This window comes from Nocardioides sp. (assembly GCF_047607185.1).
GTDB lineage: Bacteria > Actinomycetota > Actinomycetes > Propionibacteriales > Nocardioidaceae > Nocardioides.
In genome coordinates this window covers 1-15,367 of sequence record NZ_JASGDQ010000110.1, presented here as the reverse complement: position 1 = coordinate 15,367, position 15,367 = coordinate 1, and the positions used below count along the sequence as shown (strand labels likewise).

The 15,367-nt window shown below is 70.3% G+C and carries 11 protein-coding genes; 8 read left to right on the top strand and 3 right to left on the bottom strand.

The window, feature by feature from the left end:
- Nucleotides 1-84: 84 nt before the first annotated feature.
- Nucleotides 85-2,697, bottom strand: a complete 2,613-nt coding sequence (pepN, locus tag QM595_RS12460) for an aminopeptidase N (RefSeq protein ID WP_415171879.1) — start codon at nt 2,695-2,697, stop codon at nt 85-87.
- A 184-nt stretch (nt 2,698-2,881) separates the two neighbouring features.
- On the opposite strand from pepN, the gene QM595_RS12455 reads away from it, so the two are divergent.
- The 6 genes from QM595_RS12455 (at nt 2,882) to QM595_RS12430 (ending at nt 11,550) form a co-directional block, all read left to right on the top strand.
- Complete coding sequence (locus QM595_RS12455; protein ID WP_415171878.1) at nt 2,882-4,522, top strand: CHAP domain-containing protein; 1,641 nt, start codon at nt 2,882-2,884, stop codon at nt 4,520-4,522.
- A 43-nt stretch (nt 4,523-4,565) separates the two neighbouring features.
- A complete protein-coding gene (locus QM595_RS12450) occupies nt 4,566-5,174 on the top strand; it encodes a DsbA family protein (protein WP_415171877.1) in 609 nt (202 codons plus the stop codon).
- Nucleotides 5,175-5,320: 146 nt separating this feature from the next.
- The gene (gene metG, locus QM595_RS12445; protein ID WP_415171876.1) at nt 5,321-7,123 is read left to right on the top strand and encodes a methionine--tRNA ligase; all 1,803 of its coding nucleotides are present in this window, start codon (nt 5,321-5,323) and stop codon (nt 7,121-7,123) included.
- A 158-nt stretch (nt 7,124-7,281) separates the two neighbouring features.
- On the top strand, nt 7,282-7,761 hold the full coding sequence (locus tag QM595_RS12440) for a YbjN domain-containing protein (protein WP_415171875.1): 480 nt from the start codon (nt 7,282-7,284) through the stop codon (nt 7,759-7,761).
- Between the two features lie 5 nt (nt 7,762-7,766).
- Nucleotides 7,767-9,581 carry an HSP90 family protein gene (locus tag QM595_RS12435; protein ID WP_415171874.1) on the top strand — a complete coding sequence of 605 codons (1,815 nt, stop codon included), beginning with the start codon at nt 7,767-7,769 and terminating at the stop codon, nt 9,579-9,581.
- Nucleotides 9,582-9,609: 28 nt separating this feature from the next.
- Nucleotides 9,610-11,550 carry a hypothetical protein gene (locus QM595_RS12430; protein WP_415171873.1) on the top strand — a complete coding sequence of 647 codons (1,941 nt, stop codon included), beginning with the start codon at nt 9,610-9,612 and terminating at the stop codon, nt 11,548-11,550.
- A 9-nt stretch (nt 11,551-11,559) separates the two neighbouring features.
- On the opposite strand, the gene QM595_RS12425 is transcribed toward QM595_RS12430, so the two are convergent.
- A complete protein-coding gene (locus tag QM595_RS12425) occupies nt 11,560-13,239 on the bottom strand; it encodes a DUF885 domain-containing protein (RefSeq protein ID WP_415171872.1) in 1,680 nt (559 codons plus the stop codon).
- Between the two features lie 413 nt (nt 13,240-13,652).
- Between QM595_RS12425 and QM595_RS12420 the strand changes: the two genes are divergently transcribed.
- Nucleotides 13,653-14,114: an IS110 family transposase gene (locus QM595_RS12420; RefSeq protein ID WP_415171871.1), complete on the top strand. Its 462-nt coding sequence runs from the start codon at nt 13,653-13,655 to the stop codon at nt 14,112-14,114.
- Entirely contained in the window at nt 14,083-14,931 is an 849-nt protein-coding gene (locus QM595_RS12415; RefSeq protein WP_415171870.1) for a transposase, read from the top strand. Before QM595_RS12420 ends, QM595_RS12415 begins: the two co-directional genes overlap by 32 nt.
- A gap of 156 nt (nt 14,932-15,087) precedes the next feature.
- Here QM595_RS12415 and QM595_RS12410 read toward each other — a convergent pair whose 3' ends face one another.
- Nucleotides 15,088-15,285 carry an acyl-CoA carboxylase subunit epsilon gene (locus tag QM595_RS12410; protein WP_415171869.1) on the bottom strand — a complete coding sequence of 66 codons (198 nt, stop codon included), beginning with the start codon at nt 15,283-15,285 and terminating at the stop codon, nt 15,088-15,090.
- Between the last annotated feature and the right edge of the window lie 82 nt (nt 15,286-15,367).

Below are 15,367 nucleotides of genomic sequence, written 5' to 3'. Positions count from 1 at the left end.
GTCGGCAGAAGTGCGGGTCTCGGCACCTGCACTTCTGCCGACTCGGCGGTTTCTGAGCCCGCACTTCTGCCGACTCGGCGGTTTCTAGGCCCGCACTTCTGCCGACTCGGCGTCCTTGGCTTGGGCGGCGCGGCCCCGCTTCATCTCGTCGAGACCCTCGCGGATGAACTTCATCGGCCCCACCGGCGCGGTGGAGGTGGCGATCCAGTCCTCGACGAGCCTGATCTGCTCCGGTGAGGTCAGCATCCTGGGGAAGCCGTACTCGTAGGCGACCGCGCCCTTGTGGGCGCCGATGCGGTCGAGGAGCGTGTCGGCGGCGGCCAGCATCCGCGGCAGGTACGGCGCGATCAGCTCCTCCTGCCCGGCCCGGGCGAAGGAGACGATGATCGAGCGGTGCGTCTCGTTCGGGGTGCTGGCGTCCTCCCAGGCCTTCTCCCAGGCGGCCGCCTTGGCCGGCGCCGTCGGGATCGCGGCACGGGCTTCCCAGGCCTTCTCCTGGCCGGTGATGGTCTGGTCGCGCTCAAGCTCGGCGGCCACCTGGGCCTCGCCGAAGACCCCGGCGGCGCACAGGCCGATGACGACGTACCACCGCAGGTCCTGGTCGACGTCGAGGCCCGGCACCGTCCAGGAGCCGTCGAGCAGCGCCGTGAGGTCGGCGATGGTCTGCTCGCCGACAGGAGTGCCGGAGATGCCGCCGCGCAGGATCTCGCCAGCGCCGCAATAGCGACGTACGAAGCTGAGCTGGGCGTCGCTGCCCGGCTCGGCGGCCAGCAGCAGCTCGCGCAGCCCGGCCTCCCAGCGCTGCTTGAGCTCCAGTCGCCGCTCCGGGGCGGCATAGCCGTTGACGACCAGCTCCGCGAGCAGCGGCATCCGCGAGATGCCCCAGGAGTCGGTCTCGGCGCCGATATTGGCCAGCACCAGCTCGATGAAGTCGTGCGCCGGCATCTCGGCGTCGCGGGTCATGTCCCAGGCGGCGCTCCAGATGAGCGCCCGCGGCAGCGAGTCGGGGATGGCGGACAGGCTGGTGAGCGCGGTGGCCAGCGAGCGCTCGTCGAGTCGGATCTTGGCGTAGGCGAGGTCCTCGTCGTTGAGGAGCAGCAGGTCGGGCTGTGCCTCGCCGACCAGCTCCGGGACCTCGGTCAGCTCGCCCTCGACGTCGATCTCGACATAGCGGCGCCGAGTCAGTGCGCCGGGAGCCCCGGAACCGGACCCGGCCTTGTCGTAGAGGCCGATGCCGAGCCGGTGACGGCGCAGCACCGGGTGGTCAGGATGGGCGCGCTGCCGCACCGCGATGCCGGCGTACCGCCCCTCGGCGTCGAGCGTGAACTCCGGCGAGAGCGTGTTGACCTCGGAGGTCTGCAGCCACTCCTGTGCCCAGCTGGCGAGCTCCCGGCCGGAGGCGGCCTCGAGGTGGCGCAGTAGGTCGTCGAAGACCGCGTTGCCGAACTCGAACTCCTTGAAGTAGGAGCGCAGCCCGGCGAGGAACGGCTCCTGGCCGACCCAGGCGACCAGCTGCTTGAGCACCGAGGCGCCCTTGGCGTAGGTGATCATGTCGAAGTTGACCTCGGTGTCGTGGAGGTCGTCGATCACCGGCGCGATGGGGTGGGTGGTGACCATGGTGTCCTGGCGGTAGCCGGTCAGCTTCCGGGCGTTGGTGAATCCGGTCCAGGCGTCCTTGAACTCGGTGGCCTCGGCCTCGGCCCAGTAGCAGGCCCATTCGGCGAAGGACTCGTTGAGCCACAGGTCGTCCCACCACTTCATGGTGACCAGGTCGCCGAACCACATGTGCGCCATCTCGTGGAGGATCACGCTGGCGCGGAACTCGTAGAACGAGCGCGGCTGCCGCGAGCGGGGGATGTACTCGTCGCGTAGCGTCACCGCGCCGGCATTCTCCATCGCGCCCATGTTGTACTCCGGCACGTAGAGCTGGTCGTACTTCCCGAACGGGTAGGGGTAGTCGAAGGCCTCCTCGAAGAAGGCGAAGCCCTGCTTGGTGAGCTTCACGACCTCCTCGCGGTCGAGGTACGGCGCCAGCGAGGCGCGGGTGTAGTGGCCCAGCGGGATGGTGCCGAACTTCCCTTCGTAGACGTCGTGCACGCCGACGTACTCGCCGGCGACGATCGCGGCGACATAGGTCGACATCGGCTTGGTGGGCTCGAAGCGCCAGGTCGCCCGGCCGTCCCCCAGCTGCTCCGGCTCCGGGGTGGGGGAGTTGGAGACCACGACCCAGTGCTCGGGTGCGGTGACGGTGAACTGGAACGACGCCTTCAGGTCGGGCTGCTCGAAGGTCGCGAACACCCGGCGGGCGTCGGGCACCTCGAACTGGCTGTAGGTGTAGACCTTGCCGTCGACCGGGTCGACGAAGCGGTGCAGGCCCTCGCCCGAGTGGCTGTAGGGGAGGTCCGCCCGCACGACGAGGGTGTTCTCGGCGGCGAGGTCGCTCAGCGCGATCCGGGAGTCGGCGTACGCCGAGGCGGGATCGAGGGCGACGCCGTTGAGCGTGATCTCCTGGAGGTCGGCATCGACGAGATCGACGAACGTCGACGCGCCGGGGGTGTTGGCCGTGAACGTGACCGTCGTGGTGGAGGCGAAGGTGCGCTCGCCGGTGGTGAGGTCGAGCTCGACGGCGTAGGTGGCCACGTCGAGTAGGCCGGCGCGCTCGGCAGCCTCGGCCCGAGTGAGGTTGGTTCCAGGCATGGGCGCATCCTCGCACGGGGTGCCAGATGCGTCGCATCGGGAGACGGTGACGGAGAAAGAACTACAAAGATGTAGTTATCCCCTCGGCGTGTCGCATTGACATTTCTTTCTCTAGAGTGCTCACGTGCCACTCCAGTCACATGCGTATCAGCAGGCTCGCCGAGGACTCCACTTTGCCCTCCTGGTGAGCCTGTTGGCAGCCCTGCTCGGACCCCTCTCCGCCTCCTGGTCGGTCACCGTCGACCAGGGCACCGCCTCCTCCCAGGTGCTCTGCCGCGGCTTCGCCGCCTGCCGGTCGGCAGGTATGCCGCACCGGGGCTACAAGGGCGCGATGGGCCAGATGTACTGGAACATGTACTCCGGCGTGAACTGCACCAACTACGTCGCCTACCGGATGATCAAGAACGGCGGCTCGGCCACGCGACCGGCCGAGCTCAAGGCGAGCAAGGGCAACGCGACCTACTGGGGCACCTCCTTCGGCTCGATCACCAACGGCACGCCGGCGATCGGCGCGATCGCCTGGTGGAAGGCCGGCACCAACGGCGGCGGCTCCGCCGGCCACGTCGCCTATGTCGAGCAGATCCTCAGCGCCAACGAGATCGTGATCTCGGAGTCCAACTACGGCAGCGAGTTCAGCTGGCGCCGGATCCGCAGCGACGGGCCGTGGCCGAGCGGCTTCATCCACTACCGCGACCTGGCGGTGACCAACACCGGCGCGCCGTCCATCGGCGGCACCGTGCAGGTCGGCCAGACGCTGAGCGTCAACACCGGGTCGTGGAAGCCCGCGCCCGACTCCTACGCCTACCAGTGGTACGCCAGCGGTGCCCCGATTCCCGGCGCGACCGGCAGCACCTTCGTCCCCGGCCCGTCGCTGGTCGGCCAGCAGCTCGCGGCGGTCGTCGTGGCGGGCAAGCAGTGGTACGCCAGTGCCGCCGCGGGTACGGCGTGGACCGCCCCGGTCGTCCCCGGCGACCTGCGCGCCGACCGGCAGCCGACCGTCACCGGCACCGCCCAGGTCGACAAGACGCTCACGGTCGACACCGGTGCCTACTCGCCGGCGCCCGACAACATCTCGGTCCAGTGGCTCGCCGACGGCGTGCCGATCCAGGGCGCGAACGGCGCCAGCTTCGTGCCGACGAAGGCGCAGGCCGGTCAGGGCATCTCCGCCGCCGTCACCGCGACGAAGGCGGGCTACAACACCCTGGTGGCCACCTCGGCGCCGACCGACCCGGTCCTCGCCCCCAACGTCGGGATCGTCACACCCGGACGGATCGACGGCGAGCAACTGGTCGGGTCGGTGCTCACCGTCGACCCGGGCGTGCTCGATCCGGCCGATTCGACGGCCACCTACGTCTGGCAGCGCGACGGCAAGTCCATGCCGGCCTTCACCGGGGCGTCGTACGTCGTGAAGCCACGCGACATCGGCAAGTCGGTCAGCGTGAAGGTGACGCTGAGCCACGAGGGCTACCTGAGCAGGACCGTGGTGCTCGGCCCGGTCGGCAAGATCGCCGCACCGGCGACGGTCGACGTCAAGGTCGCCAACGCCAGGCCGCGCTCGCTGCTGGTCAAGGTGATCGTGAGCACGCCGGACACCGTCAGGCCGTCGGGCAAGGTGTGGATCAAGGTTGCCGGCAAGAAGGTGGCGGTCACCCTGGTCAGGGGCGTCGCCAAGGTCCGGCTCGACGGGCTGAAGTCGGGCGAGCGGCCTCTCGACGTCTACTACGCCGGCAGCGACCGGCTCACGACGGCCCGGGCGAGCGCCACGGTGACGATCGAGGAAGGGCGGGCCAAACCCAAGAAGAAGGCGAAGTCCACGAGGCACTGACGCGCCGGGAAGGGTTGTCGGCGGTCGGTGGTTGACTGGTGGCATGAGTACGAGGACCAACGCCGACTTCTGGTTCGACCCCGCCTGCCCGTTCGCCTGGATCACCTCGCGCTGGATCCTGGAGGTCGAGAAGGTCCGGGACATCTCCGTGACCTGGCACATCATGAGCCTGGCCTATCTCAACCAGGACAAGGACATCCCGCAGTCCTACCGCGACTACCTCAAGGACGCCTGGGGACCCGTCCGGGTGCTGGCCGCAGCCGAGCAGAAGCACGGCAAGGACGTGCTGCTGCCGCTCTACACCGCGCTCGGCACCGCCAAGCACCTGGACGGCAAGACCTTCACCCGCGAGGTGATCGCCGAGGCGCTCGAGCAGGCCGGCCTCGAGGCCGAGCTCGTCGACGCCATGGACGACTCCTCCTACGACGAGTGGATCAAGACCTCCCACCACCTCGGCATGGACCAGGTCGGCAACGACGTCGGCACGCCCACCATCGCCTTCGAGGGCGAGGCCTTCTTCGGGCCGGTCATCTCCAAGGCCCCCAAGGGCGAGGAGGCCGGCCGGCTCTGGGACGGCTTCGTGCTGGTCACGAAGTTCCCCTACGTCTACGAGCTAAAACGCGCCCGCACCCACGAACTGGACTTCTCCTGACCCGTAGCGGGCGCCCTGGCTGCGTTGTCGGCGCTCGACGGCCCGCAACGGCGCTGCGCGCCGTGGCTCCAAGGCCGCCTTCGCGCCTCCGCCTTGCCAGCCCACCCGCTACGGGCCAGGAGCCCGCGGACTCTAGGCTTGATCCCATGAGTCATGTCTTGTCGGCTGTCGCCTGGCCCTACGCCAACGGCCCGCGCCACATCGGCCACGTCGCCGGCTTCGGCGTGCCCTCCGACGTCTTCTCCCGCTACCTGCGGATGGCCGGACACGACGTGCTCATGGTCTCCGGCTCCGACGAGCACGGCACCCCGATCCTGATCGCCGCCGACGAGGCCGGGCTGACCCCGCAGCAGCTGGTCGACGCCAACCACCGGCTCATCTGCGAGGACCTGGTCGGGCTCGGGCTGACCTACGACCTCTACACCCGCACCACGACGCGCAACCACCACGCCGTCGTACAGGAGCTCTTCCTCGGGGTCTACGAGAACGGCTACTTCGTCGAGCAGACGACGTACGGCGCCATCTCGCCGTCCACCGGGCGGACGCTGCCCGACCGCTACATCGAGGGCACCTGCCCGATCTGCGGGTACGACGGCGCCCGCGGCGACCAGTGCGACAACTGCGGCAACCAGCTCGACCCGCAGGACCTGATCAACCCGCGCAGCAAGATCAACGGCGAGACGCCGCAGTTCATCGAGACCCAGCACTTCTTCCTCGACCTGCCGGCGCTGGCCGAGGCGCTGAGCGAGTGGCTCGACGAGCGGGAGGCGACCGGGCTGTGGCGCCCCAACGTCATCGCGTTCTCCAAGAACATCCTGGCGGAGATCCGGCCGCGGGCGATGACCCGCGACATCGACTGGGGCATCGCGGTGCCGTTGGAGGGCTGGCGGGACAACCCGACCAAGAAGCTCTACGTCTGGTTCGACGCCGTCATCGGCTACCTGTCGGCCTCTATCGAGTGGGCTCGCCGCTCCGGCGACCCCAACGCCTGGCGCGCCTGGTGGAACGACCCGGATGCGCTCAGCTACTACTTCATGGGCAAGGACAACATCACCTTCCACTCCCAGATCTGGCCGGCCGAGCTGCTGGCCTACTCCGGGAAGGGCTCGCGCGGCGGCACCCCCCGGGAGTACGGCGTGCTCAACCTGCCCACCGAGGTGGTCTCCAGCGAGTTCCTGACCATGGAGGGCAAGAAGTTCTCCTCCTCGCGGCGCATCGTCATCTACGTCCGCGACCTGCTGGCGCGCTACCAGCCCGACGCGTTCCGCTACTTCGTCGCCGTCGCCGGCCCGGAGAGCCAGGACAGCGACTTCACCTGGGCCGAGTTCGTGCGGCGCACCAACGACGAGCTGGTCGCCGGCTGGGGCAACCTGGTCAACCGCACCGCGACCCTGATCGCCAAGAACTTCGGCGAGATCCCCGCGCTGGGCGCGCTGACCCCCGAGGACGAGGCGATCCTCGACACGGTGGAGGCGGCGTTCGGCACCGTCGGCGGGCTGATCGGCCGCCACCAGCAGAAGCGCGCCGTCGGCGAGGCCATGCGGGTGGTCGGCGAGGTCAACAAGTACGTCTCCGACAGTGAGCCGTGGAAGATCGCCAAGTCTGATTCTGGGGCAGACCCCGAGCGGCTCGGCACCGTCCTCCACGTGATGGCCCAGTGCGTCGCCGACCTCAACCTCGTGCTGAGCCCGTTCCTGCCGTTCTCGGCCAACGAGGTCGACCGGACGCTGGGCGGCAAGGGCGAGGTCGCGCCGCTGCCGCGGATCGAGGAGGTCGACGACCTCGACGGCGGGGCGTCGTACCCGATCATCACCGGCGACTACTCCTCGGTCCCGACCTGGGAGCGTCACCCGGTCGCCGTCGGCACGCCGGTCGGCAAGCCCACCCCGGTCTTCACCAAGCTCGACCCCTCGGTGATCGAGGAGGAGCTGGCCCGGCTGGGACAGTAGCCCGGCAGAGTTCTGCTCGCGAGTTTGCAAGGCGCCCTCCCCGGGCAGGCTCCGCTTGGATATCTTCCGACCTAGGGAAACGCCGCTCCGGCCGCCCTCCCGGGGGGGGTCGAGAGACCACCGCCTCGGGCTCTGTCGACAACCTGAAAGGACATCTCGTGGGATTCTTCGCCAAGGAAAGCGGACCTGCAGCGACCGGCGGGCTCGCCCCGCTCTCGAAGGACCGCATCAAGAAGGTGCTGGAGGATGCCGGCTGGTCCTACCGCGTCGACTCCGACGGTGACATCGGCGGCGGCTGGGAGAGCGGCTACTTCTACTTCTTCGTGCACGGGGACGGCGCCGAGCTGCTGTGCGTGCGCGGCACGTGGTACGGCGAGCTGACCACCGCCGAGTTCCAGCGGGCCCTGGAGGCCAGCAACCAGTGGAACCTGGAGAAGCGCTGGCCCAAGACCTACGCCCGGGCCGACGACGAGGGCGACGTCAGGCTGCACTGCGAGCTCAACGTCGACTACGAGTACGGGCTCACCGACGAGCAGCTCCGACAGCACATCATCTGCGCCGTCAACACCGGTGAGGCGTTCTTCGACCACCTCGACGAGACCTTCCCCGAGGCCGCCGCCCGCTACCGCTCCGAGTAGCGCTCGTGTCCGATCGCTTCCAGGTCGACCTCGCCGGGATGGTCGACCTGCTCTCGCGTCACCTCTACTCCGGGCCCCAGGTCTATGTTCGCGAGCTGATCCAGAACGCCGTGGACGCGATCACCGCGCGCCAGAGCGCCGATCCGACCGCCCCGGCCAAGGTCCGGATCTCCACCGGCGAGGACGAGCAGGGACACCCGACGCTGCGGGTGGTCGACACCGGCATCGGGCTCACCGCCGAGGAGGCGACCGAGCTGCTGGCCACCATCGGCCGTTCGTCCAAGCGCGAGCCGGAGCTCGGCCTGCAGCGCTCCGAGCTCATCGGCCAGTTCGGCATCGGGCTGCTGGCCGCCTTCATGGTGGCCAACCGCATCGAGGTGCTCTCCCGCTCGGCGCGTCCCGGCGCGCTGCCCATCCGCTGGGTCGGGCACGCCAACGGCACCTTCGAGATCGACACCCTGGAGGACGCCGACGTCGAGGTGGGCACGACGGTGCTGCTCACCGCCCGCTCCGACATGTCCGACTGGCTGGCCAATCAGAAGGTGGTCGACCTCGCCGCCGACTACGCCTCGATGCTGCCGGTCGACGTCGCGGTGGAGGTGCCGGTCGACGGGGTCGGCCGGCTCTGGCGCCGGATCACCGTGCCCGAGCTGCCCTGGCGCGTCGAGCAGGAGTCGGCCGCCGCGCGCGCCAAGGCGTTGTCCCGGGTCTGCGAGGACACCTTCGGCTTCACCCCGCTCGGCCATATCGACCTCGACCTGCCGCTCGTCGGGATCAGCGGCGTCGCCTTCATCCTGCCCCAGGCGGTCTCGCCGGGCTCCGGTCGGCACCGGGTCTACGTCAAGCGGATGCTGCTGGGTCCCCGGGTGGACCGGATCCTGCCGGAGTGGGCCTTCTTCGCCCGCGCCGTGCTCGACACCGACACGCTCTCGCCGACCGCCTCCCGCGAACAGCTCCAGGACGACGAGGTGCTCCACGCCGTCCGCGACGCCCTGGGAGAGCAGATCCGCCACTGGGCCACCGCCACCCTCACCAGCGGCAACCGGCTCGCCCGCAACTTCATCCGCACCCACCACCTCGCGCTGCGCGCCCTCGCGGTGACCGAGCCCGACATGGTCGAGCTGATCGCCCAGGTGCTGCCGTTCGAGACCACCGACGGTGCCCTCACCCTGGCCGAGGTGGCCGAGCGCGGCGAGATCGTCTACGCCACCACCACCGAGGCCTACCGCCGGGTGGCCACGGTGGCCCGCGCCCAGGGTCTGGTGGTCGTCAACGCGGGCTACGTCTACGACCTCGACCTGCTCCAGGGGCTCGGCGAGCGGCCGGGCTGGCGGGTGCGCGAGCTCTCCAACTCCGACATGGTGCAGGTGCTCGGCATCCCCGACGTGGCCCGTGAGCTGGAGCTCGCGCCGGCGATCAGCCGAGCTCGCGACCTGCTCCAGCCCGACGACTGCGACGTCATCGTGCGCACCTTCGACCCGGCGACCGTGCCGGCCGTGCTGCTGCGCGACTCCGCAGGCGAGCACCGTCGTGAGCTGAACCGGGAGCGAGAGGCGTCCCCGGATCGCTGGGGCGGACTGCTGGACTCCTTCGCCGCCGATTCCGAGGCGCGCACCCGGACGCTGGTGCTCAACGACGATGCCGAGGTGGTCCGCCGGCTGCTGGCCGCGCCCGCGGGAGACGTGTTCGCCGCCGGGCTGCGCTCGCTCTACCTCTCCGCCGTCATGCTGGCCGGAGAGGGCCTGCACGCCGCCGAGGCAGTCGCGCTGGGCGACGCGTTGAGCGTGCTGCTCGGTGCCTCGCTCCGCCAGGACCGCTGAGGTCGGCCCCCGCTAGGAAAGGATCACCATGGCCATCTCGACCGATCAGGAGCTGCGCCGCATCCGGCAGATGCCGTACGGCGTGGCGCGGACGGCGGCGACCGAGGCGATCACTCGCAAGGTCGAGGCCGAGGGCCCGGAGCACCTGCTGGCCGAGGCACTGCTCGACCTCGTCGAGGTCTACACCTTCACCGGCGAGGGGTCGAAGTCGTTCGTCGTCTTCGCCCGGCTGCTGCGGCTGTGGGACGAGCGGCCCGAGCTGTTCGACGAGCAGGACGCCCGCAACCTGTTCTGGGAGTTCAAGTGGGTGGCCGCCGACCTCTCGGAGTACGCCGAGATCACCGTGGTCCAGGCCGAGGCGTTCCTCGCCGACATGCGTCGCCGGTTCGACCTGGCCGGCAAGGGCACCTCCTCGGTCGCGATGTCGGAGTTCCGCTGGGCTTGGCACGCCGGCCTGCCCACGATGGAGGAGACGCGGATCGCCTGGCAGACCCAGCCCAGGGACGAGTTCGACGACTGCCAGGCATGTCTGACCGGCCACCACGTGGACTACTTCACCGAGCTGGGCCGCTACGAGGAGGCCATCGCCGCCGGTCAGCAGCTGTCCGGCAGCTGCAACCAGGAGCCGATGCGCACCCTGCATGCGCTCGCCCTGGCCGCGATCCAGGCCGGTCAGCCGGAGCTGGCCACCCGGTCCTACCTACGGGCGCTCGCCTCCCTCGACGGTGCCGAGGGCAGCGACTTCGCCCCCGCCAAGGGCCAGGGGTTCGCCACGCTCGCCATCGGCGGGGAGATCGAGCGGGCGCTGCGCACGCTCCGTGAGGACCACGCGCCGTTGCTGCTGCGAGCCTCCACGCCACTGTTCCGGCTCCGCTTCCTGCTCGGTGTCCTCGCCGGGCTGTCGGCCAATCTCGACCGCGGCGAGCTGCCCACCGGACTGCGCACCCCGGCCGCGCCCACCCTGGCCGACCTGCACCGCTGGGTCGAGACCGAGGCGAGCACGCTGGCGGCGCGGTTCGACCGGCGCAATGGCACCGACTACTACGCCCGGCTCATCGCCCGGGCGCTGGCGACTACGCGGGCGCCCCAGCCTCTGGAGCTGGGCGTGTCCGGCCGGCCCGTCGTGACGGGCGATCCCGGCAGCGGCGCGGAGGGGACGACGGCCGCCGCCGAGGCTGGGTCCACGGCAGCCGAGCCCACGGCCGCCGACCCGGTCGAGGGGCTCACCGCCGAGCAGCGCTACGCCCGCGGTGAGATGCTGGCCGGCCAGCGCGCCTGGTACGGCGCCGCCGAGGAGTACCTCGCCGCGGCGCGACTCGGCCAGGAGGAGGGCCTGCTGGAGCTCTCCGGGGTGGCCTGGGCGGAGTCCGCGCGGTGCGTGCAGGAGCTCCAGGACGATGCGGCGGCCCACGAGCGCTACCGTGAGGCGATCCCGCGGCTACGGGCCGCCGGCGTCGGCGACACGCTGATCGGGCAGGTGCTCACCGCCTGGGCGCCGGTCGCCGCCCGGATGCGCGACCCGGCCGAGCTGATCGACCAGCTGCGGCAGCTGCTCGACCGCCTCGCCGACGACTCCTCCGGCGAGGAGCTGACCGAGGAGCGGCAGCAGGAGCGGCTCGGCGCCCGCGCGAGCGCCCGGGACACTCTCGCCCGTGCCATCGGTGCGGATCCCTCGCCGGACCGTGACCTCGGCCGGGCCATCACCGAGGCGCTGCTGGCGGGGGAGGAGTTCGCCCGGCTGGGCCTGGTGTCCGACGCCTCGCACGCCTTCTGGCTGGCGGGCCGGCTGCAGCGCGAGGAGGGCGACACCGAGGGCGCCGTCTGGTCGCTGGAGTCCGCCTTCGAGGGCTTCGGCATGGCCCGGGACCGGCAGCGTCGCGCCGAGGCCGCCGGCGACCTGATCGAGCTGCTGCGCGCCTCCGGCCGACCCGAGCGCGCCGACGAGATCGTCGCCCTGCTCGGTCGTTGAAGCGAACGGTCACAGCCGGGCGAGCGCCTCCTTGAGCGGGTCCAGCCCCAGCGAGCCGAGGTTGAGCGCCGCGGTGTGGAAGGCCTTGAGGTCGAAGTCGGCGCCGCGCCGCGCCCGGGCGGCGTCGCGGGCCTCGAGCCAGATCCGCTCGCCGACCTTGTACGACGGCGCCTGGCCGGGCCAGCCGAGATAGCGCTTGACCTCGAAGTCGATGAAGGCCGGGTCCATCAGACAGTGCTGGCCCATGAACTCGCGGCCGTAGGCCGGCGTCCAGCGCTCGCCCGGCCGATAGCCGAACGGATTGTCGCGCGGGATCTCCAGCTCCAGGTGCATCCCGATGTCGATGATCACCCGCGCCGCCCGGAACGCCTGCCCGTCGAGCATACCGAGCCGGTCGGCCGGGTCGGCGAGGTAGCCCAGGTCGTCCATCAGCCGCTCGGCGTAGAGCGCCCAGCCCTCGCCATGGCCGCTGACCCAGCAGAACAGCCGCTGCCAGCGGTTGAGCAGGTCGGCGCGGTAGGCGGTCTGGCCGACCTGCAGGTGGTGCCCGGGCACGCCCTCGTGGAAGACGGTCGTGGTCTCCCGCCACGGGCTGAACTCGGTCACCCCGTCGGGGATCGACCACCACATCCGACCCGGCCGGGAGAAGTCCTCGCTCGGCCCGGTGTAGTAGATGCCGCCGTCGTTGGTGGGCGCGATCATCGCCTCGATCCGGCGGATCGGCTCGGCGATGTCGAAGTGGACGCCGGCGAGCTCGTCGATCACCCGGTCGGCCAGCGACTGCATCCAGCCGCGCAGCGCGTCCTTGGGGATCTTGCGGGCCGGGTCGGCGTCCAGGTGGGCCACCGCCTCCGGCACCGACGCGCCGGGCAGGATGCGGTCGGCCGTGGCGGCCATGTCGTCCTCGAGTCGCCTCAGCTCCTCCCAGCCCCAGGCGTAGGTCTCCTCCAGATCCACCGTGGCGCCGAGGAAGCGACGCGACTCCAGTGCGTAGTGCTCCCGCCCGACCGCCTCCCGCTCCCGGCCCCGGGGCGCCAGGTCGCTCTCCAGGAAGCGGCCGAAGTCGGCGTACGCCGCGCTGGCGGCCGCCGCGCCGTCGGCGAGCTCTCCCCGCAGCGACGCGGGGAGGGTGTCCGGCGCCCCGGCGGCCAGCCGCGCGAAGAAGTCGCCGCCGTCGCCCTCCTGACCGGTCCAGCCCCGCACCTGGGTGGCCACCTCGACGTACTGCCGGCGGGCGACCACACGTCCTGCCGCCGCCTCCTGCGCCAGCGTGACCTGGTAGTCGGCGATGGCTCGCGGGATGCCGGCCAGCCGGGCCGCGATATTGCTCCAGTCCTCCTCGGTGGCGGTGGGCATCAGGTCGAACGCCTCGCGGATGGCGTGCGCCGCGCTGCCGATCACCGACAGCTGCGAGCGGGCCAGCCCGGCGTCGACCTCCTCGACCTCCAGCGCGGTCCGCTCGAGGAAGGCCGCCCTCGCCACCGCCTCGCGCTCGTCGACCGGGGTCAGCGCCTCGACCTCGGCCAGCGCGGTCCGGCTGGCCTCCTCGCGGGCGCCGAATCCGTCGGGGGAGAGGTCGGGCAGCTCGTGGTCGTGGCCGGCGATGCCGGCATAGGTGGCGGTGAGCGGGTCGAGGGCGGCGTACTCCTCGACGAACTGGTCGGTCCGAGCGTCGACAGGTCGGGTCATGCTCCCGACCCTATGTGCCTATGCGCGAGTCGGCAGAAGTGCAGGTCTCAAAACCGCCGAGTCGGCAGAAGTGCAGGTCTCAGAAGTGCCGAGTCGGCAGAAGTGCAGGGCGGGCACCAGCACTTCTGCCGACTCGCGCCTTCTCAGCTGTTGTGGCCCTGGCGGGCCGCCCGTTCCGGGTTGAGAATGGTGGTGCGGTCGCCCGGTGACGCCGTTGTTCCTATGGTCCCTTGAGGCCGTTTCTCAGCTGGGTGGGGGAATCGCGTGGTGGGCCTTTCAATGCTGCCGATCCGGGCCACCGAAGTGTGGTGGGCTGGTGTGAGCGCGAGGACTAGATTCGCTTGTTTGCCCTGGCGGTTCCCCCGGGCGGTCGCTTTCGGTACAGGAGTGATCGATGGTGAGGAGGAACCGGGGTGTTCGCGGAGTCAGAAGACGATGAGCAGATCATCGAACGTGTCGCGGCGTTGGACATCGGCAAGGCAGAGGTCGTGTGCTGTGTCCGGCTACCCGCGCCAGCGGGCAAGACCCGCCGGGTCCAGGAAGTGACGACGCATTCGGCGATGGTGGGCTCGTTGAGCGACCTGGCGAACCGGCTCGTGGATCTGGGCGTCGAGCGGGTGGTGATGGAAGCCACCTCGGATTACTGGCGTGCCCCGTTCTACCTGTTCGAGGCCCACGGCCTGCGCCCGTGGCTGGTCAACGCCAAGGATGTGCGTCATCTGCCCGGGCGAGCGAAGACCGATGTGGCCGATGCGGTGTGGTTGTGCAAGGTCGCTGAACGGCAGATGCTTCGCCCGAGTTTCGTGCCCCCGGCCGATATCCGCCGCCTTCGGGGCCTGACTCGTGACCGGGGTCGATCTGGTGGCCGCCCGTAACGCGACCAAGAACCGGGTGGAGAAGTTGTTGGAGGAGGCCTGCATCAAGCTCTCGGTCGTGGCCTCTGACATCCACGGTGTCTCCGGGCGGGCGATGATGGAGGCGATGATCGCCGGGGAACGTGACCCCAAGGTCCTCGCGGACATGGCTCGGACCAGGTTGCGGTCCAAGATCAGCCTGCTTGAGGACGCGTTCGCGGGGCTGAAGGTCGGCACGTTCGATGCCTCTCACCGGTTCCGGCTCAAGATGATGCTGGACCGGATCGACCGTGACAACGCCGACATCGCTGCCCTCGAGGCACAGATCGAGGTGTTGCTGGCCCCTTTCGCTGACGCGGTCGCCCGGCTCGAGGAGATCCCCGGAGTCGGCCCGAAAGCGGCCGCGGTCATCATCGCCGAGATCGGGATCGACATGACCCGGTTCCCCACCCCCGGGCACCTGGCGTCGTGGGCGAAGTTCTCACCCGGGATCAAAGCCAGCGCGGGCAAGTCGAAAGGAAACGGCTCCACCGGTCACGGCAACCGTTACCTGGCCCGTGCCCTGGGCGAAGCCGCCCTGGGTGCCGCCCGCACCGACACCTTCCTCGGCGCCCGCTACCGACGCATCGCCCGAAGTGGGAAGAAGAAGGCCATGGTCGCGGTCGGACGCTCGATCCTGACCATCACCTGGCACCTCCTGGCCGACCCCGACGCCCGTTTCCACGACCTCGGCCCCGACCACTACGACAAGCGTGTCTCGACCACCGCTAAGAAGCGCAGCCACGTCCGAGGCCTCGAAGCACTCGGCTACCACGTCACCCTGCAACCCGCCGCCTGAAACCACCACCAACCCCTACCCGGCTGCGCCGGGTGCTGCCGCACGCATGGCTGGGTCCATTCTCGGACTAGACTCACACTTCTGCCGACTCGCGCCCTCTCAGACTCACACTTCTGCCGACTCGCGCCCTCTCAGACCAGCACTTCTGCCGAGTCGTCAGTGGGGGAGGCCGGAGGCGCGCCAGCTGGTCGCCGGCGCGCCACGCATCCGGCGGGCGGGGCTGGCCCACTCGCTGCGGGGCTCGGGGGCTGCGGGCTCGCCGCCCCCGAGGGAGGCCAGGACCGTCACGATCGCCGCGATCTCCTCGGAAGTCGTCGAGGGGGTGATGATCCTGAGAAGCGGCTGCTCGGTCATGGCTCGCCTTTCGTAGAGAGCGGCTTTCTTGGCCGGTGAGCGGTCGCAAACTGACACTCCGCGCCTGCGCTCCGTGTCAGTT

Excerpts from the sequence above, each read along its gene's own strand:
- pepN (WP_415171879.1), bottom strand. The coding sequence starts at position 2,697 with ATGCCTGGAACCAACCTCACTCGGGCCGAGGCTGCCGAGCGCGCCGGC.
- QM595_RS12450 (WP_415171877.1), top strand. The coding sequence starts at position 4,566 with ATGAGTACGAGGACCAACGCCGACTTCTGGTTCGACCCCGCCTGCCCG.
- metG (WP_415171876.1), top strand. The coding sequence starts at position 5,321 with ATGAGTCATGTCTTGTCGGCTGTCGCCTGGCCCTACGCCAACGGCCCG.
- QM595_RS12430 (WP_415171873.1), top strand. The coding sequence starts at position 9,610 with ATGGCCATCTCGACCGATCAGGAGCTGCGCCGCATCCGGCAGATGCCG.
- QM595_RS12425 (WP_415171872.1), bottom strand. The coding sequence starts at position 13,239 with ATGACCCGACCTGTCGACGCTCGGACCGACCAGTTCGTCGAGGAGTAC.
- QM595_RS12410 (WP_415171869.1), bottom strand. The coding sequence starts at position 15,285 with ATGACCGAGCAGCCGCTTCTCAGGATCATCACCCCCTCGACGACTTCC.